The 25,381-nt window shown below is 73.1% G+C and carries 22 protein-coding genes and 1 pseudogene; 7 read left to right on the forward strand and 16 right to left on the reverse strand.

Annotation, left to right across the window (positions count from 1 at the left end):
* Nucleotides 1–12: 12 nt before the first annotated feature.
* Both J1792_RS06325 and J1792_RS06330 read right to left on the reverse strand, forming a co-directional pair.
* The gene (locus J1792_RS06325; protein WP_086570507.1) at nucleotides 13–1,809 is read right to left on the reverse strand and encodes an SDR family oxidoreductase; all 1,797 of its coding nucleotides are present in this window, start codon (nucleotides 1,807–1,809) and stop codon (nucleotides 13–15) included.
* Nucleotides 1,806–2,651, reverse strand: coding sequence for a M24 family metallopeptidase (locus J1792_RS06330; protein ID WP_207246787.1), 846 nt, complete (start codon nucleotides 2,649–2,651; stop codon nucleotides 1,806–1,808). The genes J1792_RS06325 and J1792_RS06330 overlap by 4 nt, the downstream gene beginning before the upstream one ends.
* A gap of 189 nt (nucleotides 2,652–2,840) precedes the next feature.
* On the opposite strand from J1792_RS06330, the gene J1792_RS06335 reads away from it, so the two are divergent.
* Genes J1792_RS06335 through J1792_RS06350 form a run of 4 tightly spaced genes read left to right on the forward strand, consistent with a single transcriptional unit; the run spans nucleotide 2,841 to nucleotide 6,509 of the window.
* The gene (locus tag J1792_RS06335; protein ID WP_086570510.1) at nucleotides 2,841–3,950 is read left to right on the forward strand and encodes an ABC transporter ATP-binding protein; all 1,110 of its coding nucleotides are present in this window, start codon (nucleotides 2,841–2,843) and stop codon (nucleotides 3,948–3,950) included.
* Nucleotides 3,940–4,863: an ABC transporter permease gene (locus J1792_RS06340; RefSeq protein WP_086570511.1), complete on the forward strand. Its 924-nt coding sequence runs from the start codon at nucleotides 3,940–3,942 to the stop codon at nucleotides 4,861–4,863. Before J1792_RS06335 ends, J1792_RS06340 begins: the two co-directional genes overlap by 11 nt.
* The gene (locus tag J1792_RS06345; RefSeq protein WP_086570513.1) at nucleotides 4,860–5,771 is read left to right on the forward strand and encodes an ABC transporter ATP-binding protein; all 912 of its coding nucleotides are present in this window, start codon (nucleotides 4,860–4,862) and stop codon (nucleotides 5,769–5,771) included. Before J1792_RS06340 ends, J1792_RS06345 begins: the two co-directional genes overlap by 4 nt.
* Before the next feature lie 18 nt (nucleotides 5,772–5,789).
* Nucleotides 5,790–6,509, forward strand: a complete 720-nt coding sequence (locus J1792_RS06350) for an ABC transporter permease (protein WP_086570515.1) — start codon at nucleotides 5,790–5,792, stop codon at nucleotides 6,507–6,509.
* Between the two features lie 68 nt (nucleotides 6,510–6,577).
* Here J1792_RS06350 and J1792_RS06355 read toward each other — a convergent pair whose 3' ends face one another.
* Together J1792_RS06355 and J1792_RS06360 are read right to left on the reverse strand one after the other, a co-directional pair.
* A complete protein-coding gene (locus tag J1792_RS06355) occupies nucleotides 6,578–7,852 on the reverse strand; it encodes a CynX/NimT family MFS transporter (RefSeq protein WP_207246788.1) in 1,275 nt (424 codons plus the stop codon).
* Between the two features lie 47 nt (nucleotides 7,853–7,899).
* Complete coding sequence (locus tag J1792_RS06360; protein WP_207246789.1) at nucleotides 7,900–8,637, reverse strand: FadR/GntR family transcriptional regulator; 738 nt, start codon at nucleotides 8,635–8,637, stop codon at nucleotides 7,900–7,902.
* A 94-nt stretch (nucleotides 8,638–8,731) separates the two neighbouring features.
* Here J1792_RS06360 and J1792_RS06365 point away from each other — a divergent pair, with 94 nt between their 5' ends.
* Entirely contained in the window at nucleotides 8,732–9,547 is an 816-nt protein-coding gene (locus J1792_RS06365) for a rhomboid-like protein (RefSeq protein ID WP_242645738.1), read from the forward strand.
* Here the strand turns inward: J1792_RS06365 and J1792_RS06370 are convergent.
* From J1792_RS06370 to J1792_RS06410, 9 genes are all read right to left on the reverse strand, one after another.
* On the reverse strand, nucleotides 9,489–10,301 hold the full coding sequence (locus tag J1792_RS06370; protein ID WP_086569015.1) for an HAD family hydrolase: 813 nt from the start codon (nucleotides 10,299–10,301) through the stop codon (nucleotides 9,489–9,491). The genes J1792_RS06365 and J1792_RS06370 overlap by 59 nt on opposite strands.
* A complete protein-coding gene (gene serS, locus J1792_RS06375; protein WP_086569013.1) occupies nucleotides 10,298–11,575 on the reverse strand; it encodes a serine--tRNA ligase in 1,278 nt (425 codons plus the stop codon). Before serS ends, J1792_RS06370 begins: the two co-directional genes overlap by 4 nt.
* A gap of 650 nt (nucleotides 11,576–12,225) precedes the next feature.
* Nucleotides 12,226–13,176: a prephenate dehydratase gene (gene pheA / locus J1792_RS06380; RefSeq protein ID WP_307842909.1), complete on the reverse strand. Its 951-nt coding sequence runs from the start codon at nucleotides 13,174–13,176 to the stop codon at nucleotides 12,226–12,228.
* An 81-nt stretch (nucleotides 13,177–13,257) separates the two neighbouring features.
* Entirely contained in the window at nucleotides 13,258–14,556 is a 1,299-nt protein-coding gene (efeB, locus tag J1792_RS06385; protein WP_086569009.1) for an iron uptake transporter deferrochelatase/peroxidase subunit, read from the reverse strand.
* A complete protein-coding gene (locus J1792_RS06390) occupies nucleotides 14,556–16,430 on the reverse strand; it encodes a copper resistance CopC/CopD family protein (RefSeq protein WP_207246791.1) in 1,875 nt (624 codons plus the stop codon). Before J1792_RS06390 ends, efeB begins: the two co-directional genes overlap by 1 nt.
* Before the next feature lie 7 nt (nucleotides 16,431–16,437).
* Nucleotides 16,438–16,914, reverse strand: a complete 477-nt coding sequence (locus tag J1792_RS06395; protein WP_207246792.1) for a copper chaperone PCu(A)C — start codon at nucleotides 16,912–16,914, stop codon at nucleotides 16,438–16,440.
* Nucleotides 16,914–17,567: an SCO family protein gene (locus J1792_RS06400; protein ID WP_086569004.1), complete on the reverse strand. Its 654-nt coding sequence runs from the start codon at nucleotides 17,565–17,567 to the stop codon at nucleotides 16,914–16,916. Before J1792_RS06400 ends, J1792_RS06395 begins: the two co-directional genes overlap by 1 nt.
* A gap of 134 nt (nucleotides 17,568–17,701) precedes the next feature.
* Nucleotides 17,702–18,442: a YcnI family copper-binding membrane protein gene (locus J1792_RS06405; protein WP_086569002.1), complete on the reverse strand. Its 741-nt coding sequence runs from the start codon at nucleotides 18,440–18,442 to the stop codon at nucleotides 17,702–17,704.
* Nucleotides 18,443–18,546: 104 nt separating this feature from the next.
* Complete coding sequence (locus J1792_RS06410; RefSeq protein ID WP_086569000.1) at nucleotides 18,547–19,332, reverse strand: hypothetical protein; 786 nt, start codon at nucleotides 19,330–19,332, stop codon at nucleotides 18,547–18,549.
* A gap of 250 nt (nucleotides 19,333–19,582) precedes the next feature.
* Between J1792_RS06410 and J1792_RS06415 the strand changes: the two genes are divergently transcribed.
* Nucleotides 19,583–20,062 carry an ATP-binding protein gene (locus J1792_RS06415; protein WP_086568998.1) on the forward strand — a complete coding sequence of 160 codons (480 nt, stop codon included), beginning with the start codon at nucleotides 19,583–19,585 and terminating at the stop codon, nucleotides 20,060–20,062.
* A gap of 60 nt (nucleotides 20,063–20,122) precedes the next feature.
* On the opposite strand, the gene J1792_RS06420 is transcribed toward J1792_RS06415, so the two are convergent.
* The 3 genes and pseudogenes from J1792_RS06420 to J1792_RS06430 all read right to left on the reverse strand — a co-directional run bounded on the left by J1792_RS06420 (nucleotide 20,123) and on the right by J1792_RS06430 (nucleotide 23,531).
* On the reverse strand, nucleotides 20,123–20,374 hold the full coding sequence (locus tag J1792_RS06420; protein ID WP_086568997.1) for an SCO4226 family nickel-binding protein: 252 nt from the start codon (nucleotides 20,372–20,374) through the stop codon (nucleotides 20,123–20,125).
* 138 nt (nucleotides 20,375–20,512) lie between these two features.
* Nucleotides 20,513–21,994: an aminopeptidase P family protein gene (locus tag J1792_RS06425; protein ID WP_242705403.1), complete on the reverse strand. Its 1,482-nt coding sequence runs from the start codon at nucleotides 21,992–21,994 to the stop codon at nucleotides 20,513–20,515.
* A gap of 108 nt (nucleotides 21,995–22,102) precedes the next feature.
* Nucleotides 22,103–23,531 (reverse strand): annotated as a pseudogene (locus tag J1792_RS06430) (PP2C family protein-serine/threonine phosphatase).
* Nucleotides 23,532–24,346: 815 nt separating this feature from the next.
* Here J1792_RS06430 and J1792_RS06435 point away from each other — a divergent pair.
* A complete protein-coding gene (locus J1792_RS06435; protein ID WP_086572194.1) occupies nucleotides 24,347–25,084 on the forward strand; it encodes a bifunctional DNA primase/polymerase in 738 nt (245 codons plus the stop codon).
* Nucleotides 25,085–25,381 lie beyond the last annotated feature (297 nt).

Below are 25,381 nucleotides of genomic sequence, written 5' to 3' on the forward strand. Positions count from 1 at the left end.
CAGGGATCTCCTCTACAGCGGGGGGTCGATCCGGGCGATCGCGCGCCCCAGCCGGGGCGCGAAGCGGGAGACGATGCGCAGGGCGTGCGCCTCGGGGGCCACCGGCACCACTGCCTGGTCGCGGAGCACGGCCCGCAGGACGGCCTGGGCGACCTTCTCCGGGGGATAGCCGCGCCGGGTGTAGGCCCGGCCGACCTTCTCCCGGCGGAGCCGCTGCTCCTCCTCGGTCAGGCCCGCGAAGCGGGTGGCGGCGACGATGCCGGTGTCGACGATGCCGGGGCAGATCGCGCTCACGCCGATGCCCTGGCCGGCCAGCTCGGCGCGCAGGCACTCGCTCAGCATCAGCACGGCCGCCTTGGACGTGCTGTAGGCGGGGAGGGTCTTGGAGGGCTGGAAGGCGGCGGCCGAGGCGGTGTTGACGATGTGGCCGCCCTGGCCGCGCTCGGCCATCTGCCGGCCGAAGGCCCGGCAGCCGTGGATGACGCCCCACAGATTGACGTCGAGGACTCTGCGCCAGTCCTCGGCGGACGTCTCCATGAACGTGCCGCCCAGGCCGATGCCGGCGTTGTTGACCAGCACGTCCACCACGCCGTACTCGGCGGCGACCTTGGCGGCCAGCTTCTCCATGGCCCCTTCGTCCGAGACGTCGCAGGTCTCGGCCCAGGCCTCCGGCGCACCGGTCAGGCGGGCGAGCTCGGCCGTGCGGGCGGCGCCCTCGGCGTCCCGGTCGACGGCGACGATCCGCGCCCCGGCCTCCGCGAAGGCGAACGCCGTGGCCCGCCCGATCCCGCCGGCCGCGCCCGTGACCAGCACCAGCCGTCCGCCGAACCGCTGGGCGTACGGCCCGCCGCCCGCCGGCGTCCGGGCCGGTGCGCCCTCCTGCCGGGCCGCCTCCTGGGCCGTGACGAACTCGGCGAGCCAGGCGGAGACCTGGTCGGGGCGGGTGCGCGGCACCCAGTGCCCGGCGGTGATCGTGCGCCGCACCAGGCGGGGCGCCCACCGCTCGAGGTCGTCGTAGAGCCGCTCGGAGAGATAGGCGTCGCCGGTGGGGGTGATCAGCTGGACGGGGACGTGGGCGAAGGCGTCCGGGCGCGGACGGCGCAGCCTGGCACGGACGTTGTCGCGGTAGAGCCAGGCGCCGTGGGCGGCGTCCTGCGGCAGGGAGGCGGTGGGGTAGTCGCGGGAGGCGGCCGGGGGCAGCTTCTCCATCCGCTCGAGCATCGCGGGCCACCGGCGGCCGAGCGGTCCGCGCCAGGCCGCCTCCGGCAGGCCCGGGGTGTGCAGGGCGTACACGTACCAGGACCGGGCGCCCTGGCCGAGCACGTGCGCCAGGCGGCGCGGGGTGGGGCGGGCGGCCCGCTCCTTGATCCAGTGCCCGAAGTGGTCGAGCGAGGGGCCCGAGAGGGAGGTGAAGGAGGCCACGCGTCCCTCCGTGCGCGGGACGGTCACGAACTCCCAGCCCTGCACCGATCCCCAGTCGTGCCCCACCAGGTGCACCGGCTCGGCGGGGCTGACCGCGTCCACGACCGCCAGGAAGTCGTCCGTCAGCTTCTCGAGCGTGAACCCGCCCCGCAGCGGGACGGGCGCCGTGGAGCGGCCGTGCCCCCGGACGTCGTAGAGCACGACGTGGAAGCGGTCCCGCAGCCGCAGGGCGACGTCGGTCCAGATCTCCTTGCTGTCCGGATAGCCGTGCAGCAGCACGACCGTCGGCCGGCCGGCGTCACCGAGCTCCACCACGCTCAGCTCGATGCCGCCCGTACGGACGCGGCGCTCGCGCGCCCCCTCGATTCCCGTGCCGTCCCCGCTCACGCGAGTGCCCCCTCCTCCTGCCAGCGCCGCACGTGCGGCAGATCGTCGTCCAGCCAGAAAGCGCTCTCCTCGGGATCCCGGGAGTCCGTGACCACCAGGAGCTCCTCGAACTTCACGCCCTTCCCCCGGAAGCCCAGATGGGGCTCGACGGCCCACAGGCCGGCCCGCGGCGGATGGTCGGAGAAGCGGTGCGGGCTCCACAGCGGCGACCAGCCCTCACGGTGGCCGCGGACCGCATCCGATGCGAGCCCTCCGAGCGACCGCGTGCCGAACCCGAACAGGCTCGGCGACCAGCGGCGTTCCCGTATGCGGTCCACCTTGTGGGCGATCACCCCGAAGGGATAGGCCCGGTGGCGGTTGGCGTAGCCCTGGCGGGTCATGAGGCGGTCCACGCTCTCGTAGATCGCGCGCAGCGGCCGGCGCTCGCGCACCTCGCGCAGGATCAGCGCGCGATGGGCCGCGAGGTCCGTCATGAGCCGGTCGTGCAGCGGGTCCGGGCCCAGGCAGCCCGCGTAGCCGACGTCGGCGGTGAAGCCCCGGTGGACCGGGGCGAGGTCGAGGATGAACGGCATCCCCGGCTCCAGCCGCCGCCCGGTGGGGAAGAACTGCGTGGGCACCCGGAAGCCCGTGAAGGCCGTGCGGTCGCCGAACCACGCGAACGGCAGATGGAACCAGTCCCGCACCCCGCGCTCGCGCAGCCATTCGCGCTGCATCCGGGCCGCCTCGCGCTCGGTCACCCCCGGTGCGAGGCGCGCGGCGACCGCCTCCGCGCACGCGTACGCCAGGTGCTGCACCTCCCGGAAGCCGTCCAGCTCCGTAGCGTCCGTCACGGCAGTCGCCATGCCCACCCCTCCGACCAAGGGCCCAGCCATGCCCGCAAGTTGACACTGGTGACTGTGACAATGTGCGGCGGCTGCGTCAAGGCCCCGCACAGGCCTGTGGACAACTTCCCTCGTCCCTTCGGTCCCGCCTCCCCGCCCATGTCAGACCCGAGGACTACGCGGATCCAGCCGTCTGGTCTGACGCCCGCTGTGGTCCGCGCCACTACCGTCGAAGGTGTGACTGTGATCGCTACCGAAAGCCTCAGCAAGCGGTACCCCCGGGTGACCGCTCTCGACCGGCTCTCCGTCGACATCACCCCGGGTGTCACCGGTCTGGTGGGTGCCAACGGAGCCGGCAAGTCCACGCTGATCAAGATCCTGCTCGGCCTGTCCCCGGCCACGGAGGGCAGCGCCCGCGTCCTCGGCCTCGACGTCGCCACCCAGGGCGCCGAGATCCGCGAACGCGTCGGCTACATGCCCGAGCACGACTGCCTCCCGCCCGACGTGTCGGCCACCGAGTTCGTCGTCCACATGGCGCGCATGTCCGGCCTGCCGCCCGCCGCCGCCCGCGAGCGCACGGCGGACACCCTGCGCCACGTCGGCCTGTACGAGGAGCGCTACCGCCCCATGGGCGGCTACTCCACGGGCATGAAGCAGCGGGTCAAGCTGGCGCAGGCGCTCGTCCACGACCCACACCTGGTGCTGCTCGACGAGCCCACCAACGGCCTCGACCCCGTCGGGCGGGACGAGATGCTCGCCCTGATCCGGCGCGTCCACACCGACTTCGGCATCTCGGTCCTGGTCACCTCGCACCTGCTGGGCGAGCTCGAGCGCACCTGCGACCACGTCGTGGTCATCGACGGCGGCAGGCTGCTGCGCTCCTCCTCCACCGAGGAGTTCACCCAGGCGACGGGCTCGCTCGCCGTGGAGGTCACCGACACCGACGCCTGCCCCGACGGCACGTCCGCGCTGCTCGCGGCCCTGGCCGGGGCCGGCCTGGAGACCCGACCCGCCGGCCGGGCCGCCGACGGCTCGCCCGCCTCCGGCCGGGTCCTGCTCGTCGACATCGCCGACGAGAGCACGTACGACATCGTCCGCGACGCCGTCGCCGGCCTCGGCCTCGGCCTGGTCCGCATGGAGCAGCGCCGCCACCGCATCGCCGAGGTCTTCCGCGACGACGACGGCGAGCACCCGGCGGACGGCGGGCAGCCCGCGGTCCCCGCCCCGGCCCGGGGCGCCGACTGGCGCAAGGCGTCCGGCACCGACAGCGGCACCCACAGCGAGCAGCAGCAGAACGGAGGCACCGTCGATGCCGCCTGAGACCAGGACCCCGGCCCCGTCCGGCCGGCAGCGGGGCGCCGCCCCGGACGTCATCCACAACATCGGCTACCGGAAGTACGACGGCATCCGCCTGGGCCGCGGCTACGCCCGCCGCTCGCTCTACGCCCAGAGCCTGCGCGGCGCCTACGGACTGGGCCGCTCGGCGAAGTCCAAGGTGATGCCGATGATCCTCTTCGGCGTGATGTGCCTGCCGGCCGCGATCGTCGTGGCGGTCGCGGTGAGCACGAAGCTCACCAAGCTCCCCATGGACTACACCCGTTACGCCATCTGGCTCCAGCTCGTCATCGGCCTGTACCTCGCCGCCCAGGCGCCGCAGTCGGTCTCCCGGGACCTGCGGTTCCGGACCGTGCCGCTGTACTTCTCCCGCCCCATCGAACGCGTCGACTACGTGGTGGCGAAGTTCGCGGCGATGGCCTCGGCGCTGTTCGTGCTCACCGCCACGCCCCTGCTGATCCTCTACGCCGGCGCCCTGCTCGCCAAGATGGACTTCGCCGTCCAGACGAAGGGCTTCGCCTACGGGCTGGTCTCCGTGGCCCTGCTCTCGCTCCTCTACGCGGGCATCGGCCTGGTGGTCGCGGCCCTCACCCCGCGCCGCGGCTTCGGCGTCGCCGCCGTCATCGCCGTGCTGACCATCCCCTACGGCGCGGTCAGCACCCTGCAGAGCATCGCGCTCGCCGGTGACAACACCCGGGCCGTCGAGTGGCTGGGGCTCTTCTCGCCGATCACCCTGATCGACGGCGTGCAGACGGCGTTCCTCTCGGCCCACTCCGCCTTCCCCGACGGCTACGGCCCCGGGACCGGCACGGGAGCGGTCTACCTCCTCGTCGTCCTCGCCCTGATCGCCGGCTCGTACGGCCTGCTGATGCGTCGCTACCGAAAGGCGGGCCTGTGACAACCATCCGCATCGACAACGTCTCGCGCTGGTTCGGCAACGTGGTCGCCGTCAACGACGTCTCCATGACCGTCGGCCCCGGCGTCACCGGCCTCCTCGGCCCCAACGGCGCCGGCAAGTCCACCCTCATCAACATGATGGGTGGTTTCCTCGCCCCCTCCGCCGGAACGGTCACCCTCGACGGCGAGACGATATGGCGCAACGAACAGATCTACCGCCACATCGGCATCGTCCCCGAGCGGGAGGCGATGTACGACTTCCTCACCGGCAAGGAGTTCGTCCGGGCCAACGCCGAGCTGCACGGCCTGGGCGACCGCGAGGCCCAGCGGGCGCTGGCCACGGTCGAGATGGAGTACGCGCAGGACCGCCGGATCGACACGTACAGCAAGGGCATGCGCCAGCGCGTGAAGATGGCTTCCGCCCTCGTCCACGAGCCGTCCGTGCTGCTGCTGGACGAGCCGTTCAACGGCATGGACCCGCGCCAGCGCATGCAGCTGATGGAGCTCCTGCGGACCATGGGCGCCGAGGGCCGCACCGTGCTGTTCTCCTCCCACATCCTGGAGGAGGTCGAGCAACTGGCCGCCCACATCGAGGTCGTCGTCGCCGGACGGCACGCCGCCTCGGGCGACTTCCGCAAGATCCGTCGCCTGATGACGGACCGGCCGCACCGCTACGTCGTACGGTCCGGCGACGACCGCGCCCTGGCCGCGGCGCTCATCGCCGACCCGTCGACCTCGGGCATCGAAGTGGACGTGCGGGAAGGCGTCCTGCGCGTCGAGGCCGCCGACTTCGGCCGCTTCACCGAACTCCTGCCGCGCGTCGCCCGCGCCCACGGCATCCGGCTCCTGACGGTCTCGCCCTCCGACGAGTCCCTGGAATCGGTCTTCTCCTACCTCGTCACGGCCTGAAGGGAGCGGTAACAGCCCATGTACCACCCCACTGTCGCCCGGCTCACCTACCGCGGTCTCCTCGGCCGCCGCCGCGCGCTGATCCTCTTCGCGCTCCCCGCCCTGCTGCTCGTCATCTCGGCCGCCGTCCGGCTGCTGACGGAGGCCGACGACCGGACGGCGGCCGGCGTCCTGGGCGGCTTCGCGCTCGCCACGATGGTGCCGCTGATCGGCGTCGTCGCCGGTACCGGCGCGATCGGCCCGGAGATCGACGACGGGTCCGTCGTCTACCTCCTGGCCAAACCCGTCAAGCGGACCAGCATCATCCTGACCAAGCTCACCGTCGCGGCAGGGGTCTCCGTCGCCTTCTCGGCGCTCCCCACGCTGATCGCGGGCTTCGTGCTCAACGGCAACAGCCAGCAGATCGCGGTGGCCTACGCCGTCGCGGCCGCCGTCGCCTCCGTCGCCTACAGCGCGATCTTCCTGCTGCTGGGCACCGTCACCCGGCACGCGGTCGTCGCGAGCCTCGTCTACGCCCTGGTGTGGGAGTCGCTGTTCGGCAGCGTCATCCCCGGCGCCCGGACGCTGAGCGTGCAGCAGTGGGCGCTGTCCCTGGCCCAGCGGATCGCCGGCGAGGGCGCCGTCGACGCCGAGGTCGGCCTGACGCTGGGGCTGACGCTGCTGGTGGTGGTGACGGTGGCCGCGACGGCCTTCGCCGCCCGCAAGCTCCGCTCGCTGACGCTCGCGGGGGAGGAATAGACGAAGAAGCCCGCAGGGACGCCCGTACGGCCGCCGCACATGACGCGGCGGCCGTACGGGCGTCGGCGTCAGATCTTGCGGTCGCGCCCCGCGCCCAGCCCCAGGAACAGCAGCGCCGCGCAGGCGACGAGCAGCAGGGCGACGGGCAGCGTCCAGTCACCGGTCGCCTGGTGCACCGCACCGATGGCGAACGGCCCGACGGAGGCCAGCAGATAGCCCCACGTCTGTGCCATGCCCGACAGCCGGGAGGCCGTATGGGCGTCGCGCGTGCGCAGCACCATCAGCGTCAGGGCGAGGCCGAGCAGGCCGCCCTGGGCCACGCCCATCAGCGTCGCCCACACCCACGCGCCCGCCACGGGCGCGATCAGCAGGCCCGTGACGCCCGCCGCCATGAGGGCGACGACGGCCACGGCGAGCGGCCGCTGGTCGCGCGTACGCCCGGCGATCAGGGGAACGAAGAACGAACCGGCCATCTGCACCAGGGTGTAGAACGCGTAGACCATGCCGGCCTCGCTCCTGCTCATGCCGTGGTCGGTGAAGACCGTCGGCATCCAGGCGATGCACACATAGGCGATGAGCGACTGCGTGCCCATCATCAGCGTCACCTGCCAGGCCAGGGGCGAGCGGGTGAGCGCCACGGGCGCCGCCGTGCCGCGCCGCGCCGTCGGGGCGGGTACGCCGGGGGTGGCGCCGCGGCGGGCGAGGAGCGCCTGGGGGAGCCAGACGATCGCCGCGACGGCCGCTAGCAGCGCCCAGGAGGCGAGGGAGCCCCGCCAGCCGCCGAGGGCGTTCTCCAACGGTACGGACGAGGCGGCCGCGCCCGTGGCGCCGAGGATGAGCGTGGTGGAGTACAGCGCCGTCATGCTCGCCGCCCGGTCCGGGAAGTCCCGCTTGACCAGGCCGGGCATCAGGACGTTGAGCAGGGCTATCGCGGTGCCGACGAGCGCGCAGCCGACGAAGAGGGCGACGAGGGGAGGAGCGACGCGCAGCAGGATGCCGCCGGCCAGCAGGACGAGGGCGCCGCACAGCACGGCCTCGGTGCCCCAGCGCCGGGCCAGCCGGGGGGCGACGATCGAGCCCAGGCCCATGAAGATCAGCGGGATGGTGGTCACCAGGCTGCTCGTGGCGGCGGCCAGGTGGAAGTAGCCGCCGATCTCGCCCATGAGCGGCGAGACCCCGGCGAGGGCGGCCCGCATGTTGAGCGAGGCGAGGACGATGCCGAGCATCACCAGGGCCGGGTGGGCGCGCGCGACGCGCGGGGCGGCGGGCGCGGGGACGGACGCGGGGGTCTTCGGTGCGGCCGTCGTGTCGATCACTGGTGCGGGCGGCCTCGTCTCGGGCATGCGGGTGCTCTCCAAAGGGGTGGTGCGGGGGTGTGGAGCGGGCCGGTTCAGCTCTCGGCGAGCAGCGATTCGACGCTGCTCTCGGTGAGCAGCGACTCGACGGCCTGCTTGGGGCGCTCCAGCAGCGCCCGGGCGGCGTGGGCGGCCGCTTCCGGGTCTCCGGAGGCGATGGCGTCCATGACGGCGTGGTGGTCGCCGCGGACGGTGGGCGGCATCTCCCGGTCGCCGAGCCCGGCGAGCAGGGCCTCGCGCACGGCGTCGCTGAACCAGGCGTAGGTGGCGGTCAGCGCGGGGTTGTGGGCGGCCTCCACGACGGCCCGGTGGAAGGCGACGTCGTGGTCGGCGTAGAGCTCGAGGCTTGTGGAGTCGGGCTGGCCCTCGGCGTCCTCGAAGGCCGCCTGGGCGTCCAGCGCCGCCCGCATCCGGTCGAGGTCGGCGGGCTCGTGCCGGAGCGCGGCGAGCCGGGCGCCCTCCGCCTCCAGGGCGATGCGCAGCTCGAGGACGTCGCGGACCCGGGCGCGGCGCAGGCCGCGCATGATCTCGGAGGGGTCGGCGGTGGAGACCACGAAGGTGCCCTCGCCCTGCCTGGAGCGCAGCATTCCGGCGTGCACGAGCACGCGGACGGCCTCACGGACCGTATTGCGGCCGACCTGCAGCTGTTCGGCGAGGGCGTGTTCGGTGGGGATGCGCTCCCCGACCCGCCATTCGCCGGCGCCCACCTGCGCGCGCAGTTGTTCGACGACCGTGTCCACCAGGGACTGCCGTCCCGCCGCACGGAGTGCCATGGCCGAAACCCCTTCTCTCATCCGGTTGCCCAGTCATCCTACAACTGCGCGTCCGCGTTCCCCGGGCTACCGTCTAAGGGTGAACCTCGAAGGGCTGCCGGACCGGCTGTGGTCGCTGTGGTCCTCGGCCCGCGCCTGGGTGCGTTCCTCTCCCGGCACGCACATCTATCTGCTGATCATCGGCATCACCAGCCTCGTCATCGCCTCGGCCAGCGAGGGACTGGAGACCTTCCTCCTCCACCGCACCAGCAGCAACATCCACGAGCTCGACAAGCACCCGTTGCAGTCGCTGCTCATCAGCGGCTTCTGGATGGCGGACCCGTCCTCGTTCCTTTTCTACGCCGTGCTCTTCGAGGTCTTCCACGCCAACGTCGAACGCTGGACCGGCACGCTGCGCTGGCTGTGCGCGGTCGCCGTCGCACACGTCGCGGCCACGCTCGTCAGCCAGCAGATCCTGCTGCTGGCGATAGAGAGCCATTCGGCGCCGCGCTCGATGAAGCACGTCGTCGACATAGGCGTCTCCTACGGGCTCGCCGGGGCCGTGGGCATCCTCACCTACCGGATGCCCCGCCCGTGGCGCTGGCTCTACCTGACGGGAGCCGTGCTGTTCTTCGCCGTACCGCTGACGACCGGCGGTACGTTCACCGACGCCGGCCACGCGATCGCGCTCGCCCTGGGGCTGGCGCTGTGGCCGCTGACGCGCGGCCGGCCGACGTGGCGGTGGGACCTGGGCCCCGCGGCGCGCCGACGGTTCCGGGCTGCCGGTGATGCGGAGGCCCTGGGCGCGACGGACGCCCTCGGCCCGTCGGACGTCCCCGTCACGGCGGACGCCCTCGGCCCGGAAGCCGCCCTTACCCGAACAGGCGCTCGAGAACCACGGCGATTCCGTCGTCCTCGTGCGAAGCGGTGACCTCGTCGGCCACCGCCAACAGCTCGGGGTGGGCATTGGCCATGGCCACGCCGTGCGCCGCCCAGCCGAACATCGGGACGTCGTTGGGCATGTCGCCGAACGCGATGGTGTCCGCGGCCTTGACGCCCAGCCGGCGGGCCGCCAGCGAGAGACCCGTGGCCTTGCTCAGACCCAGTGGCAGCAGCTCGACGATGCCGGCGCCCGCCAGCGTCACGCCCACCAGGCCTCCGGCCACCGTGCGCGCGGCCTCCGCCAGGTCGTCGTCGCCGAGGTCGGGGTGCTGGAGGTAGAGCTTGTTCAGCGGAGCCGACCACAGCTCGGACGCGTCCGTGATCGGAACGGCCGGGAGCGGCCCCTCCTGGACGCGGTAGCCGGGGCCGACCAGGACGTCGCCGTCCATGCCGTCGCGGCTGGCGGCGAGGTACAGGGGGCCGACCTCCGCCTCGATCTTGGCGACGGCCAGGGCGGCGAGCTGCCGGTCCAGCGTCACCGAGGTCAGCAGCCGGTGCTCGCCGGCGTGGTAGACCTGCGCGCCCTGCCCGCAGACCGCGAGGCCCCGGTAGTCCAGGGCCTCGAGGATGTGCCGGGTCCAGGCGACGGCCCGCCCGGTGACGACGATGTGCGCGGCGCCCGCCGCCGTCGCCAGACCGAGCGCGGCACGGGTGCGCTCCGAGACGGTCTCGTCGGCGCGCAGCAGCGTGCCGTCGAGGTCGGTGGCGATCAGGCGGTACGGCGGCGGGGGCGGCGGCGTCACTTGGCGACGGGCTCCAGGAACTCGCGGCCGCCGAGGTAGGGGCGCAGCACCTCGGGCACCCGCACGGAGCCGTCGGCCTGCTGGTGGTTCTCCAGCAGCGCCACGATCGTGCGCGGGACGGCGCACAGCGTGCCGTTGAGGGTCGCCAGCGGCTTGACGTTCTTGCCGTCGCGCATCCGGACGGACAGGCGGCGGGACTGGAACTCGTTGCAGTTGGACGTCGAGGTCAGCTCGCGGTACTTGCCCTGGGTGGGGATCCACGCCTCGCAGTCGAACTTGCGCGAGGCGGACGAGCCGAGGTCACCGGTGGCCGTGTCGATCACCTGGAAGGGCAGCTCGAGGCTGGTCAGCCACTGCTTCTCCCACTCGAGCAGGCGCGCGTGCTCCGCTTCGGCGTCCTCCGGCGCGATGTACGAGAACATCTCGACCTTGTCGAACTGGTGGACGCGGAAGATGCCCCGGGTGTCCTTGCCGTACGTACCGGCCTCGCGGCGGAAGCAGGGCGAGAAGCCCGCGTAGCGCAGCGGCAGCTGGTCCGCGTCGATGATCTCGTCCATGTGGTACGCGGCGAGGGGGACCTCGGACGTGCCGACCAGGTAGAGGTCGTCGTTGTCGAGGCGGTAGACGTCCTGGGCGGCCTGGCCGAGGAAGCCGGTGCCCTCCATGGCGCGCGGCTTGACCAGCGCCGGGGTGAGCATCGGGGTGAAGCCGGCGGCGGTGGCCTGGGCGATGGCGGCGTTGACGAGGGCGAGCTCCAGCAGCGCGCCGACACCCGTCAGGTAGTAGAAGCGCGAGCCGGAGACCTTGGCGCCGCGCTCGACGTCGATGGCGCCGAGCGTCTGGCCGAGCTCGAGGTGGTCCCTGGGCTCGAAGCCCTCGGCCGCGAAGTCGCGCGGGGTACCGACGGTCTCGAGGACGACGAAGTCGTCCTCGCCGCCGCGCGGCACGTCCGGGTGGACGATGTTGCCGATCTGCAGGAGCAGGCGCTGCGCCTCTTCGGCGGCCTCGTTCTGCTCGGCGTCGGCGGCCTTGACGGCGGCGGAGAGCTCGCCGGCCCGCTTGAGCAGCTCGGCCTTCTCGTCGCCGGTGGCCTTGGGGATGAGTTTGCCGAGCGACTTCTGCTCGGAACGGAGTTCGTCGAAGCGGACGCTGGAGGACCTGCGCCGCTCGTCGGCGGAGAGCAGGGCGTCGACGACGTCGACGTCCTCTCCACGGGCACGCTGGGACGCGCGCACACGGTCGGGGTCCTCACGAAGCAGGCGAAGGTCAATCACCCCACCAGGCTACCGTCGTGAGCTGCGATTGTTCGAGATGATATTCCCCTTCGTGGTGTTCTGTCCGGTTTTGTGGACGAGAAAAATCCCTTGAACAAAGGGCGAGGGTGATCGCGAATATTCCGGAAAAGGCCTACGGGTGGCCGGTATTCATCCCCCCGTCGCGCCGCGCGGGCGGGGTGAGCCGCCTTGGCGCGCCCGGCAGTTGGCGAACGGTCGGCACCGCGGCCCAGAATAGTCGTTGTCCACAGGAACGACGCCTTCCGCTTCTTTGTCCACAGGGTGCGCCTCCCCTCTGTGGATTTCGGAATGCAGCATTCCGCCCCGCTCTGTCATTCGTCAGAGTTTCTTGGGGCAAACCTCGCGCGGCCGCTCTTTAGGGTGGTATTCACTCCCTCTAACGGGTTGTTCGAGGCTTTTCGATGGACAGGGCGCCGGTGGGTAAGCGGCGGGGGCCTGTGGATGGTCGGATGGATAGCTAGAGAGATTTGTCGACGTTGACCGTTTCGCCCCTCGCGGCCACGTCTGGATGTGTCGACTTATCCCCAGCTCGAGAGCAACCTGTGGATAACTCTGTGGGTATTCACAGAAGGCCCGCCCCGAGCCCGCCTCCCAGCGCACCGTACGGGCCCCAGGGCCCGCCCGTGGCGTCAGGCCCGGCCGTCCTGGCAGCGCGCCAGCCAGTCCGCCGCCACCACGAAATCGCCGTCCGACGTCCCGGGCCGGACCGCCCCCAGGGCACCCGACCGGTCGTCCGGGTCAACACCCGCACGCGGGTACGAGCCCAGGAAGCGCACCTTCGGGCAGGTCCGTTTGAGCCCCATCAGGGCCTCGCCCACCCGGCGGTCGGTGATGTGGCCCTCACAGTCGACCGAGAAGCAGTAACGGCCCATCCCCTCGCCCGTCGGCCGCGACTCGATGCGCATCAGGTTGACCCCGCGCGCCGCGAACTCCTGCAGCAACTCCAGCAGAGCACCGGGGTGATCGTCCCCCAGCCACACCACCAGCGACGTGCGGTCCGCGCCCGTGCGCGCCGCCGGCCGCGCCGGACGGCCGGCCAGGACGAAGCGGGTCTGCGCGTTCTGCGCGTCGTGGATGTCCGTCACCAGAGGCTCGAGCCCGTACGTGGCCGCCGCGAACTCCCCCGCGAACGCGGCGTCGTAGCGGCCCTCGCGCACCAGGCGCGCGCCGTCCGCGTTCGACGCCGACGACTCCCACGCCGCGTCCGGCAGGTGCGCCGCCAGCCAGTTGCGCACCTGCGGCTGGGCGACCGGGTGCCCGGTCACCGTCTTGACGTCCTCCAGGCGCGTACCGGGCCGCACCAGCAGTGCGAAGGCGATCGGCAGCAGCACCTCGCGGTAGATCATCAGCGGCTCGCCGGTGGCGAGTTCGTCCAGGGTCGCGGTGACGCCGCCCTCGACGGAGTTCTCGATCGGCACGAGCGCGGCGGCGGCTTCGCCCGCGCGGACCGCGTCCAGCGCGGCGGGCACCGACACCATGGGAACGAGCTCGCGGGTGGCCGCCTCGGGCAGGGTGCGCAGGGCCGCCTCGGTGAAGGTGCCCTCGGGGCCGAGGTAGGTGTAGCGGGTTGCCGACCTCACGCGCTGTCCCTCCGAACCGATCATCTGCTGGAGCAGTCACGATACCGGTGGGTGGCGTGAGGCCGTTTCCCCCGAAGGGGTTCATCCCTCCAGCAACCGCTGCCCCACGTACTCCCCTCGCTCGCACCCGCCGGGCACCGCGAACAGGCCGCTGGACTCGTGCCGGAGGAAGCGCGAGAGGCCGTCCCCCCGGTCCAGCTTCCGCTGCACCGGCGTGAAGCCCTTCAGCGGGTCCGCCTGCCAGGCCACGAACAGCAGGCCCGCGTCCGGTGCGCCGTCGTCGCGGAACCCGTCGTGGTAGTTGAAGGCGCGGCGCAGCATCGCCGCCCCCCGGTTGGTCGCCGGCGACGCCACCCGGATGTGCGCGTCGCCCGCGATGGCCAGGGCTCCGTCGGAGCCCACCTTGTTGAGGTCCGCGCGGGTGGTCTCCTGGCCCCCGGACAGCGGCGCGCCGTCGGACTTCCGGCGGCCGATGACCTTCTCCTGCTGGTCCAGGGAGAGGTTGTCCCAGGTGTCGAGCAGCATCCGGATGCGCCGCACGACGGCGTACGAGCCGCCCGCCATCCACCCGTCGGCGCCGTTGCGGTCGTCCGGCACGAAGATCCGGGTGTTGAAGTTCGCGTCGGACTGCTTGGGGTTGTTCGTGCCGTCGATCTGGCCCATCAGATTGCGGCCGGTCATCGGCTGCTCGGTGGCGCCCGGCGTGCGGTTGAAGCCGTTCATCTGCCAGCGCATCCGGGCGGTGCCCGCCGCCAGCTTCTGCAGCATCCGCAGCGCGTGGAAGGTGACCAGCGTGTCGTCGGCGCCGATCTGCACCCACAGGTCGCCCTCGCTGCGCTTGGGGTCGAGGGCGTCGGCGGTGAAGGCGGGCAGCGGCTCGAGCGCGTCGGGGCGCTTGGCCGCCAGGCCGGTCCGGTCGAAGAAGGTACGGCCGAAGCCGAAGGTGATCGTCAGGGAGGAGGGCCCCGCGTCCAGGGCGACGCCCAGTTCGTCGCCCTGGGGCGTGCGGCCGTCCATCATGTCCGCCGTCGCGTCCGACCAGCGGCGCATCAGGGCCGCCGCGGCCTTGCGGTCCGCCGTGGGCATGAGGTCGAAGGCGGCCAGGTGGGCGTGCGCCTGCGCGGGCTGGAGGATGCCGGACTGGTGGGGGCCGTGGAAGGGCACGGCGGCCGAGCCGACGGAGGACAGCGGGTCGGGGCCCTCGCGCACGGCCTCGGCGCCGGCCGCGCCGGCCGCCCCGCCGGCGACGAGCGCGGCGGCGCCGGCCGCGCCGGCGGTGCCCAGCAGCCGTCTGCGGGAGACATGGGCCGGGCCGGGCGGTGTGTTCCTGGAGGCGTCGCCGGGCTTCGGTTCGGACGTGGTGTCAGTCTTGTCAGCCATCAATTGATCTTCACGTTCTCGATCTCGGTGACCTGGTCGATGTCCGAGGTCCGTACGGTCAGGGACAGCTGCCAGCTGTCGGCCATGGGCAGCCGGAAGTCGGTGGCCTGCCAATGACCGGCGGACTGACGCTTCAGATCGGCCCGCAGCGGACCGATGCGTTTTTCAGTCGCGGTCATGGACAGTGTCAGCTCAGGTACGTCCACGGGGCGGCCCGAGGCGTCCAGGAGAGTGACGTCGACGGTGTTGGCCCCCGTACGGGCCGGGTCGACGGTGACGCGGGCGGTGCCGCGCCCGTTGGTCCCGCCGGTGTCGTAGGCGATGCTCACCTCGGCCGGGCCGGCGGCCGGTGCGGCGGGCGCCCCGGACCGCTTCTGCTCCGCCTCGGCGCGGCCGGGCTGGGTGCCGGTGAGCAGGGTGGTGACGGCCAGCACGGCCACGGCGACGGCCGCCTCGGCGAGGACCGAGCGCCGCAGGCCGCTGCGGTGCGCGTCGGCGTCGCGCCGGCGCCGCCCCTCGGCCTTCGCCAATGCCGCGCGCTGCCGTGCGAGCTGGGCGGCGCGTACGGGATCGCCCGCGCCGGCCCGGCCGGCCGGAACCCCGGCGGATTTCTTCGCGGCCGCCCTCGGCGCCGCGACGTCCGCGAGCCGGCCGGTCCACCGCCGCGAGAGGAAGGCGGCGGCCAGCAGGACGGCGACCAGCGCCGTCTTCAGCAGCAGCCACCGCCCGTACTCCGTTCCCGTCAGCGAGCTCCACGAGAAGCCGGCCTGCCGCCAGGTCTGGTAGAGCCCGGTGGCCGCCAGCACGCCCACCGACGCGAACGCCATCCGCGAGAAGCGCTGCACCGCCGCCCGGCGGACCGTATCGCCCGACCAGAGGGCGGCCAGCAGCGCCGCGAGCCCGCCCAGCCAGACCGCCGCGGCCAGCAGGTGGGCGACGTCCACCGGCACCGCCAGCCACGGCTGGATGCCGGCGGAGGCGTGCTCGGCCATCGCCCAGGTCGCCGCCAGCCCGGCCGCCACGACCGCGCCGCCGGCGCCCAGCCCCCAGGCCGTGCCGCGCCCGCGCTCCGGAGCGGCCCCGCCGTCCTCGCGGCTGTGGGTGCCGAACAGCACCGCCAGGAACACCGCCGCCGCGCTCAGCAGCAGCAGCCGGGACAGCAGCGCCGCCCCGGGCTTGGTGGACAGCGCGTCGCCCAGCAGCGACAGGTCCGCCACCGACCCCAGGCCCTTGCCGCCGGCGTACGCGCCCCGCAGCAGCAACAGCACGGTCGTCGAGACGAACAGGGCGACCCAGCCGCCCACCGCTACCCGCTGCACGGCCCGCGACGAGCGGCACACGCCGGCGAAGACGGCGCCGCCGACGAGCAGGACGAAGCCCCCGTACGCGGCGAAGCGGCCGATGCCGTAGAAGGCGTCGACGGCCGGGTCGATGCCGCCGGCGGCCGACGCCGCCGCGACCGTCGTCTCCGACGGCGCCCCCACCGAGAAGGTGAAGGCCCCGGCCACCGGGTGGCTGTCGGCCGAGACCGCCTGCCACGCCACGGTGTACGTGCCGTCGGCGATCCCCGCGCGCAGCGCGACGGCGGCCGTCTCCGACCTGCCGCCCACGTGCTCCGGCGCGCCCTGGTCGACGCGTTCGCCGCGCGGGTCGAGGACCCGCACGGAGTCGGCGCCGAGCAGCACGCCCTCGGAGAAGGTGAGCCGGACCTGCCGGGGCGCGCTCGCCACCACCGAGCCGTTGGCGGGGTCGGTGGCGGTGAGCGCGGCGTGCGCCGACGCGGTGCCCGCGCCGGCCGTCCACGTCCACAGCAGCGCGGCGAGGAGGGTGCCGAGGAGCGACACCGTGCGCCGCGCGGCGGTCGGGGTCCTCATCGTGACCTCAGTCCTTGGGGCGGAAGGTGGTGCTCTCGACCGGCACCTGGATCCGGATGGGCGCCGAGGCGGCGAAGTGCAGGGTGAACTCGACCTTCTCGCCGGTCTTCGGCTTGTGGTCGAGCGTGCCCAGCATCAGGTGGGTGCCGCCGCGCGCGAGCGACAGCCTGCCCTTGGCGGGCACCTCCAGCGTCTCCGCGTGCTTCATCCGCGCGCCCTCGGTGGTGTGCAGGGTGACGTCGCGGGAGAGCGGGCTGGTGACCTTGGTGAGCCGGTCGGCCTTGCCGCCGTCGTTGACGACGGTGAAGTACGCGGCGGCCATGTCGGCCATCGCGGGCTCCGGCAGGTAGGCGCCGCTGACGGACAGTTCGGGCTTGTCGCCGGCCAGGGCGTTCTTCTCCGACTGGCAGCCGGTGACCAGCAGCAGGCCGCCGGCGAGCAGCAGCGGCAGGGCGGCGGCGGTGGCGACGGTGGACTTGCGCATCACGGGTTCTCCCCCTTGACGATCTTCGGGAGATCCTTGGCGTACTGCTCGGACGTGGTGGAGGCGGTGTAGATCCAGTGCCCGCCGTCGTCCTTCGGCGAGAAGCCGACGACCTCGGCGCCGTGGCTGACCGTCACGGAGCCGTCCTTCTCCTTCTTGGGCGGCTCGACCAGGATGCCCAGCGGCTTGGCCGCCGCCTGGATGGTGGCGAAGTCGCCGGTCAGGCCGACGATGTCCTGCCCGCCCTGCGCGTCCAGCCACTCGCGCATCCGCTTGGGGGTGTCGCGCTCGGGGTCGGTGGTGACGAAGACGACCCGCAGCTTCTCCTGGTCGGCCTTGGAGAGCTTCTTCTCGGCGGCGGCGATGTCGGAGACGACCGTCGAGCAGACGTCGGGGCAGTAGGTGTAGCCGAAGTAGAGCAGGACCGGGTGGCCCTTGGTCTCCTTGACCAGCTCGAACTTCTTCTCCGACGTGTCGGTCAGGACCAGGTCGGGCTTGGCCTTGGGCGCGTCGAGGACGATCGCGCCGGCCTTGGTGGGCTCGACGGAGACGTCGGCCGCGGGCTTGTCGCCCGCATCGCCGGAGCCGCCGCAGGCGGTCAGGGTGAGCACGGCGGCTATGGCGATCGCCGCGCCCGCGAACGTGGTGCGCATGGAGTGCTTCTCCAGAGAGGGTCGGTGCCGCCCGGCCCGGCGGGCGCGTTCGTACGCGCCGCCGGACCGGGCGTGGCCGTGCGGTGGACCGGACGCCGTGACGCCGGCGGAGTGCCGGCGGCGTCGGCGGAAGGTCAGGCGGAGGCGCGGCGGCGGCCGGCGAGCACGCCGAAGACGACGCCGGCCACGCCCACGACGATGCCGGCGGCGCCCAGGACGCGGGCGGTGGTGTCGGAGCCGCCCTCGGAGCCGGCGGCCTTCTCGGTGGTGGCGGACGCCGCCTCGGCCTTGGGGCCCTTGTCGTCGGCGGCGTTCTTCTCGCCGGGCTTCGCGGCCTTGTCGACGAGCTTGAGGACCGGGGCCGGGTGCTCGGCTTCGTGGCCGCCGGGCTTGGACGGGTCGATCCAGCGGACGACGTCGTCGTCGGAGTACGTCTGCAGGGCCTTGAAGACCAGCTCGTCGGCGTCGGTGGGCAGCTGGCCGACCGACAGCGGGAACTGCTGGAACTGGCCGGGCTCGATCTTGCCGCCGGTCCAGGTGACCTTGCTGACGGCCTCCTCGATCGTCTTGCCGTGCATCTGCAGCGGCTTGTCGAGCTTGGTCTTCTCGACCTTGACCTCCCAGCCCGGCACCGCCTGCGGCATCACCGAGGCCAGCGGGTGCTTGGGGTCGAGGTTGAGCTCGAGCTTCACCGTCGAGGCGTCGTCCTTCTCGTTGGGCACCTTGATGTTGATGGTGCTGTAGCCGCCCTTCTCGGCGGTGCCGGGCTGCACACCGACGTGCGCGGAGGCAGGGCCGGCGAGCAGCAGCACGCCACCGGCGGCGAGGGCGGCGACGAGGGAGGCACGGGCGGTACGGACACGCGATGCGTTCATGGGACAACACTCCACGGCAGGAAGGGATGAGGGTGGGGGTGGCGCGCGTGCGGCGGCGCCGCGACCGCCCTCCCGCCCCTGTCGGGCAGTGGTGCGTCGCGTCGTCAGGCCGCGAGAACGCAGCGCGGCGGGCCCCGCCTGATCACGGAATGCCGTAGTTCCGGCGCCCTGAGCGGGGATTCGTCGTCCGCGCGCGTGCGGCGCGCCGGAACGGCGGGCGACGCGGGCGCCCGCAGGCCCACGAGCACCAGGGCGGCGCCCAGCGCCCGGACGAGCGCGGCGTCCACGACGTCGCGCGCGGAGCGCGCCGACAGCCGCACCAGCCGCCACAGCGCGGCCTCGCCGCGGCGCAGCAGCCAGCCGACGGCCAGGGCGGCGAGCAGGTGGCCGAGCACCATCGGCAGCGACGGCAGCAGGGCGTGCGGGAACGCGGCCGAGGCGCCGCCCGTGGCGGGCGCCGGCGCGGCCGGACCCATCGGGTGGACGGACGGGTCCAGCCCGGCGTCGGTGATGACCCGTCGGGCCTGGGCGGCCGACATCGGGCGCTGATCGCAGATCAGCTGCCCGGCGAAGTGGACGAGGTGGCCCTCGGAGGGGACGGCCCGGCCGGAGGTTCCGGCGCCGCGCTGCCCGAGCCCGAAGAGTGTGTGGAGGGCGAGCTGCCCCACGGCCAGGAAGGCCGTGATGCCCGGCAGCGAGCGCTCCCGGCCGGCCAGTGGTACGACCGCCGCGAGGACGAGCGCGAAGCCCGCGCCCAGCGTCCACAGCGGGACGCTCGCGCAGGACGCCAGCACGTGCCCGCCTGCGGACAGCAGAACGCAGACCGCGGTGAACACCGCGGCCCGGATCAGTCGCAGATCGGCGCCGGCGCGCGCGACGGGGTGAGGCATGGCGGCGCCATCATCCCATCGGGCCGACCGGATCCCTACGGCAGGGGCTTGATCACCGGGGGCCGCCCGGCCCGGTCCGTCACCCGGATCACCGGGGCCGCCCGGCCCGGTCGGTCACCCGGTCCCCGTACACGCCCTCACCCACACGGCGCGTCGGCCGAATGAGCGGTCTCACAGTCCCGGCAGGCTTACCGCATGCCTCACCCGGCTATACGTATCGGTATGTCGAGCCGCAGCCAGGAGGCTGAGCATGAGCATTTGGTGGTCACTCCACTTGCGGCGCGAGGCCGCGAGCGTTCCGCTCGCCAGGCGGCTCCTGATCGGTGCCATGGAGACGGCCGGGGTCGACCCGGAGACGTCCTACGACCTCGCGGTCGCCCTCAGCGAAGCGTGCGCCAACGCCGTCGAGCACGGCGGTGACGCCTCGACCGGCTATCGCGTCACCGCCCTCATCGACGGCGACACCTGTCGCATCGAGGTCACCGATTCCGGGCCCGGATTCTCCGGACGCTCGCGACCGGGCCGCAGGCCGGCCCCCCCGACGCGCGAAAGGACCCCGGCCTCGGTTCACGACGAACACGGCCGGGGTCTCTTTCTGATCGCCTCCCTCACCGACCACGTGCGCGTCCGCAACCGCCCGGGCCGGCAGGGCGCGGTGGTGAGCTTCGACAAGATCCTCAAGTGGCGCGACGGAGCGCCCCCGGCGGCGGCCCTGCTGAAGGCGTCCTGACCCGCCGCCGGTGCTCCGCGCGCAGCGGCCCGCCGGTCATGGGACCGACAGGCTCGCCGGTCAGGAGACCGACAGGGCCAGCGGATGGATCTCGTCCGCGGGGTGACCGGCCCGCGTGTGGACGCGCTGGACGGCCTCCTCGGAGGGGCCCTCGGACAGGCAGTAGACGGTGCCCGACGACGGGTCCGCCCAGGCCCGCTGGAAGTGGACGCCTTCCTCGCGTTCGATGGCCAGGTCCGCCCGGTGCGCCTCCGCGAGCTGCTTCTGGCTGACGCCCTGCATGCCGTGATGGACGTCCATGAACAGGGTCATGACCGGGCACCTCCCTTGGTGCGAATGTCCTCTACGCCCATCATCCGCCCGTCGGCGCCCGCCCGCCGCCCGGCCCGTGACGCGCGCGACCCCGTGGCCCGCCGGTGCGGGCCACGGGGTCGCCGGAGGCGGTGGGGCTCAGCCCTGGGTGCCCTTGAGGGCCGCCATCCAGGCCTCGACGTCGGCCGACGTGCGCGGCAGACCGGCGGAGAGGTTCCGGTTGCCGTCCTCGGTGACGAGGATGTCGTCCTCGATGCGGACGCCGATGCCGCGGTACTCCTCGGGCACGGTGGTGTCGTCGGCCTGGAAGTACAGGCCGGGCTCCACGGTCAGCACCATGCCGGGCTCCAGGACGCCGTCGACGTAGGTCTCCGTGCGGGCGACCGCGCAGTCGTGGACGTCCAGGCCGAGCATGTGGCCGGTGCCGTGCAGGGTCCAGCGGCGCTGCAGGCCCAGCTCCAGGACGCGCTCGACCGGGCCCTCGACCAGGCCCCACTCGACGAGCTTCTCGGCCAGGACGCGCTGGGCGGCGTCGTGGAAGTCGCGGTACTTCGCGCCCGGCACGACCGCCGCGATGCCGGCCTCCTGCGCCTCGTACACCGCGTCGTAGATCTTGCGCTGCAGCTCGGTGTACGTGCCGTTGATCGGCAGCGTGCGGGTGACGTCGGCGGTGTAGAGGGTGTGGGTCTCCACGCCGGCGTCCAGCAGGAGCAGCTCGCCGGAGCGGACCGGGCCGTCGTTGCGCACCCAATGCAGGGTGGTGGCGTGCGGGCCGGCGGCGCAGATGGAGCCGTAGCCGATGTCGTTGCCCTCGACGCGGGCGCGCAGGAAGAACGTTCCTTCGATGTAGCGCTCGCTGGTCGCCTCGGCCTTGTCGAGGACCTTCACGACGTCCTCGAAGCCGCGGACGGTGGAGTCGACGGCCTTCTGCAGCTCGCCGATCTCAAACGCGTCCTTCACCAGGCGCTGCTCGCTGATGAAGACCCGCAGCTCCTCGTCGCGCTCGGCGGTGGCGTTGCCGCCGGGGTTGTCCGTCAGGGCCGCCTCGATGCCCGCGTCGTGGCCGCGGACGTTGCGGACGGGGCCGGTGGCCTCGCGCAGGGCGTCGGCCAGCTCGCGGACGTCCTTGGCGGGCAGGCCCAGCAGGAGCTCGGCCTCGGTCAGGCTGTGGCGGCGGCCGACCCACAGCTCGCCCTGGCCGTCGAGCCAGAACTCGCCGTTCTCACGGTCGGAGCGGGGCAGGAGGTAGAGCGTCGCCGTGTGGCCCTCCGGGCCCGTGGGCTCGAGCACCAGGACGCCGTCCTGGGTCTGGTCGCCGGTGAGGTAGACGTACTCGGTCGAGGCGCGGAAGGCGTACTCGGTGTCGTTCGAGCGGGTCCTGAGGTTGCCCGCCGGGATCACCAGCCGCTCGCCGGGGAATCGGGCGGACAGCTCGGCGCGGCGGCGCGCGGTCTCGGCGGCCTGGGGTATCGGCTGGAGATCACGCAGCTCGGTGTCGGCCCATCCGGACTTCATGTTCTCGGCGAGCTCGTCGGAGACGGCGGGGTAGAGGCCGTTCTTCCGCTGCTTGATCGGCTCGTCGCCTTCGGGGTTCTCGGGCGCGGGCTGCTGCTCGGTCACTGGTTTTCCTCCTCGAACGGGGCCGCTTTCCATCGTATGTGCGGAGGAATGCGGCCGAGAAGGCCATGACCGATGGCGATCGAAGACCGGGCGCGACAGGGGTCGCGCTCAGTCGAAGTGCGCCACCAGCAGGACGACGTCCTCGTCGCCCGGCCCGGCGGGCCCGTCCGGCAGGACCGTGCGCAGCACGTGGTCCGCGATCGCCTCCGGATCCCTCCGCGCGGACCGCGGCACGCTCGCCGCCGCCGAGTGCAGCCGGGCGAAGGACCGGTCCATGGCGTCGCCGGGGCGGTTGAGCAGACCGTCGCTGTAGAAGAGGAGCGTTTCTCCGGGTGCCGGTTCGATTTCCACGCTGGGGGCCTCCCAGCAGGCGAGCATGCCCAGCGGCGCCGAGAGCGAGGTCTCCACGTACTCGGCGCGGTCCGCGCCGATGATCAGCGGCGAGCAGTGCCCGGCGCCGGCGACGACGACCTTGCGGGTGCCCGGCTCGCAGTACGCGAAGAGGGCGGTCGCGGTGCGGGTCGGCTCGGTCAGCCTGAGCAGCAGTTCGAGGTCGGACAGGACGGCGACCGGATCCTCACCCTCTATGACGGCGTACGCGCGCAGGGAGGCCCTCAGCCGTGCCGTGGCGGCCGTCGCCCCGGGCCCGGAGCCGCTGATCCCGCCGATCGCGAGGCCCAGCGCCCCCTCCGGCAGGGACAGCGCGTCGTACCAGTCGCCGCCGCCCTGCGGCCCGGTGCGGTGCCGGACGGCCAGCCGGATGCCGGGCACCCGGGGCAGCCGGCCGGGCAGCAGCTCCTCGCGCAGGGCGCCCAGGGTGCGGCGGGCGCGGGTCAGTTCCAGGAGCCGGACGAGGTGCTCGGCGGCGTAGCCGCAGTAGAGGCCGGCCAGATGGCGCTGGCGTTCGGTGGGCTCGGCGGGTTCGTCGTAGAGCCATACGGCCGCGCCGACGCGGCCGGCGGAGGGGGTTTCGCCGGTGGGGGCGGCCGCCGACTCCAGGGGGAGTGCGTAGCTGGCGGCGTAGCCGAGGCGGGCGGCGACCTCGCGGTGGCGGGGTCGAGGTCGTCCTCGCCCGGGATGTCGGGGTGGGCCCTGCCGGAGCGGTCGCCCACGGGCGGGAGGTCGTCGAGGAGGCGGACGTAGGGGCCGGGGGCGGAGGCCGGGTCGTGCGGGATGGTCTCGAGGTGGCCGATGTCGGCGTGGCCCAGGCCCAGGCCCACGGTCAGCGGGTGCCCGCCGTGGTGGTCGGGGTGGAGGGTGACCAGGCCGCGTCCGGCGCCCATGAGCGAGGCCCCGGCACGCAGGAGTTCGCGCAGGGCGCCTTCCAGCTCCGAGGTCCGGGTCAGGCGCTCGGTCAGCTCCTGGAGCGTGGTCAGGTCGGAGACCCAGCCCGCGAGGCGGTCCTGCACCGGGGGTCGGCGGTGGCGCAGGAGGTGGGGGCGGAAGGGGGAGGAGGAACCGCAGGGGCGGAAGTGTGGGCGGGAGCGGGCACCGAGGGATCGATTCCGGCCACTTTCGGCAGGTGGGGCGCGTTCATGGCCGTCCGCTCCGGCCGAGCCGTGCGGGGCCGCCCCGGGGGCCGGGGCGCCGATCGGGTCGGGGCAGCCCGCCGAGCGCTCTCGACCAGCTGCTTGGCCTGGGCGTTCTGCGTGACTGCATCGCAAACCCCCTGTCGTGTCGCTTGCGAGCGGTGCTCCACATGTACACGCCCGGGCAAGGGAATGTCCAGCATTGGACCAGTGGGATTGGTGGTGTCTGATGGGGTTCCGTGCCTCTGGAGGAAGCCGTAAAGTTTGGCCGGAAAATAGTGCCCTGACCCTCGATTTGCGATCGACTGGCCTCGCTCCAACAACGCGTCACACCCGGCACGGTGGGTACGTACTCGGAGAAGGGCAGGGGCAGTTGGGGCCGCCCCGCAACCCGGCGGCGGACCTGAGCGTCCTATCGGTCGACGGCCACGCCCATCCCCGAGCGGCGTGGGGCAACCCATGCCGCAGGCGAGGGGCGCACCGGTTCAGCACGAAGCGCCATACGCGCGCCACCCCCCGCCAGGTTTCACGCTCGGCCCGCGGCGTGATGCGCTGCGTGTGTCTACGCAGTGACTCGTGATCCACGTGGTGTGCCGGCCCGAGGGGCCACGGCGCGTTGAGTACCGCGCCGAGCAGTGCCCGTAGTGCCATGTAGCCCTCGCGCTTCCAGGGGCTACGCGTTCCATGCAGTCCAGGCGGTGCCCGCGGCTTCCGCAACCCCTGCGGTGCTCGCGGTTCATGTCAGCGTGTTCAGTTGTGCGATACGGCCCTTGCCCCCAGGCAAGGACCCACCTTCGGCGTTCACGGAAAGGAACGAGCGCTCATGCGCGAGATCCTCGGAAGGCGACGCAGGCTCTCCCTCCGGCGGGCCGGTCGGTCCGCGGTGCTCACCGCGGCCCTGACCTACGCCACGGAGTGGCAGTGGCCCGTACTCCCCGGTGTGGGCCTGCGGCCCGGCATCGGCCGCGTGCGCGAGTGCGGCTGCCCTGATCCGGAGTGCGTGGTGCCGGGCGCCCACCCCTTCGACCCCGGCCTGCTGGCCGCCACCACCGACGCGCGGATGGTGCGCTGGTGGTGGACCAACCGGCCCGAGGCCCCCGTCGTGCTGGCCACCGGCGGCCGCGCGCCCTGCGCGGTGAGCCTGCCCGCCGTCGCCGGCGCCCGCGCGCTGGCGGCCTTCGACCGCGCGGGCGTGCGGCTGGGCCCGGTGGTGGCCACCCCCACCCGCTGGTCCCTGCTGGTGGCCCCGTACTCCCTCGAGGTCCTCGGCGAGCTGTTGCACCGCCAGGACTGGGTGCCGAGCTCGCTGCGCTTCCACGGCGAGGGCGGCTACGCCGTCCTGCCGCCGTCCCCCACGGGCGCCGGCCGGGTCCGCTGGGAACGCGCGCCCAGGCCGGCCGGGGCCGTGGCCGGGCGCGGCGGAAGGCCGGGCTCCGGACGGCGTGTTGACGGTCTCGCGCGGCCCTGGCTGCCCGATGTGGCGACGGTCGTCGACGTCCTGGTGGAGCAGAGCGCGAACACGGGCACGCCTGGTGGCGACGGCAGCAAGCTGGCGTACTGACCGCCGGCGCGGTGAACGGAGCGGCCGGCTCCGGCAGGCGGACGTGAGGGCGCGTACGGACGGGAGACGCCCGCGCTCTCACTCTTACGGGTGCAAGCCGCTCCGAGAACCGCAGGAAACGGGCGTGCGAGGGCGCTGAGAGCGCGGTCGTGCCCGTATGTTCGGAGCAAGGCCGTATCGGGCGCCTGTCACAGGACCGCCGACGGCCCGGCGGGGCATGCGTGCGTGCGTTCCGATCGCGAACGCACGAATACGTCCTCGCGATCAATCCGTTCCCGCCGCGCGAGCGCGCCGCCG

The organism is Streptomyces triculaminicus (genome assembly GCF_017349075.1).
Taxonomy (GTDB): Bacteria; Actinomycetota; Actinomycetes; order Streptomycetales; family Streptomycetaceae; genus Streptomyces; species Streptomyces triculaminicus.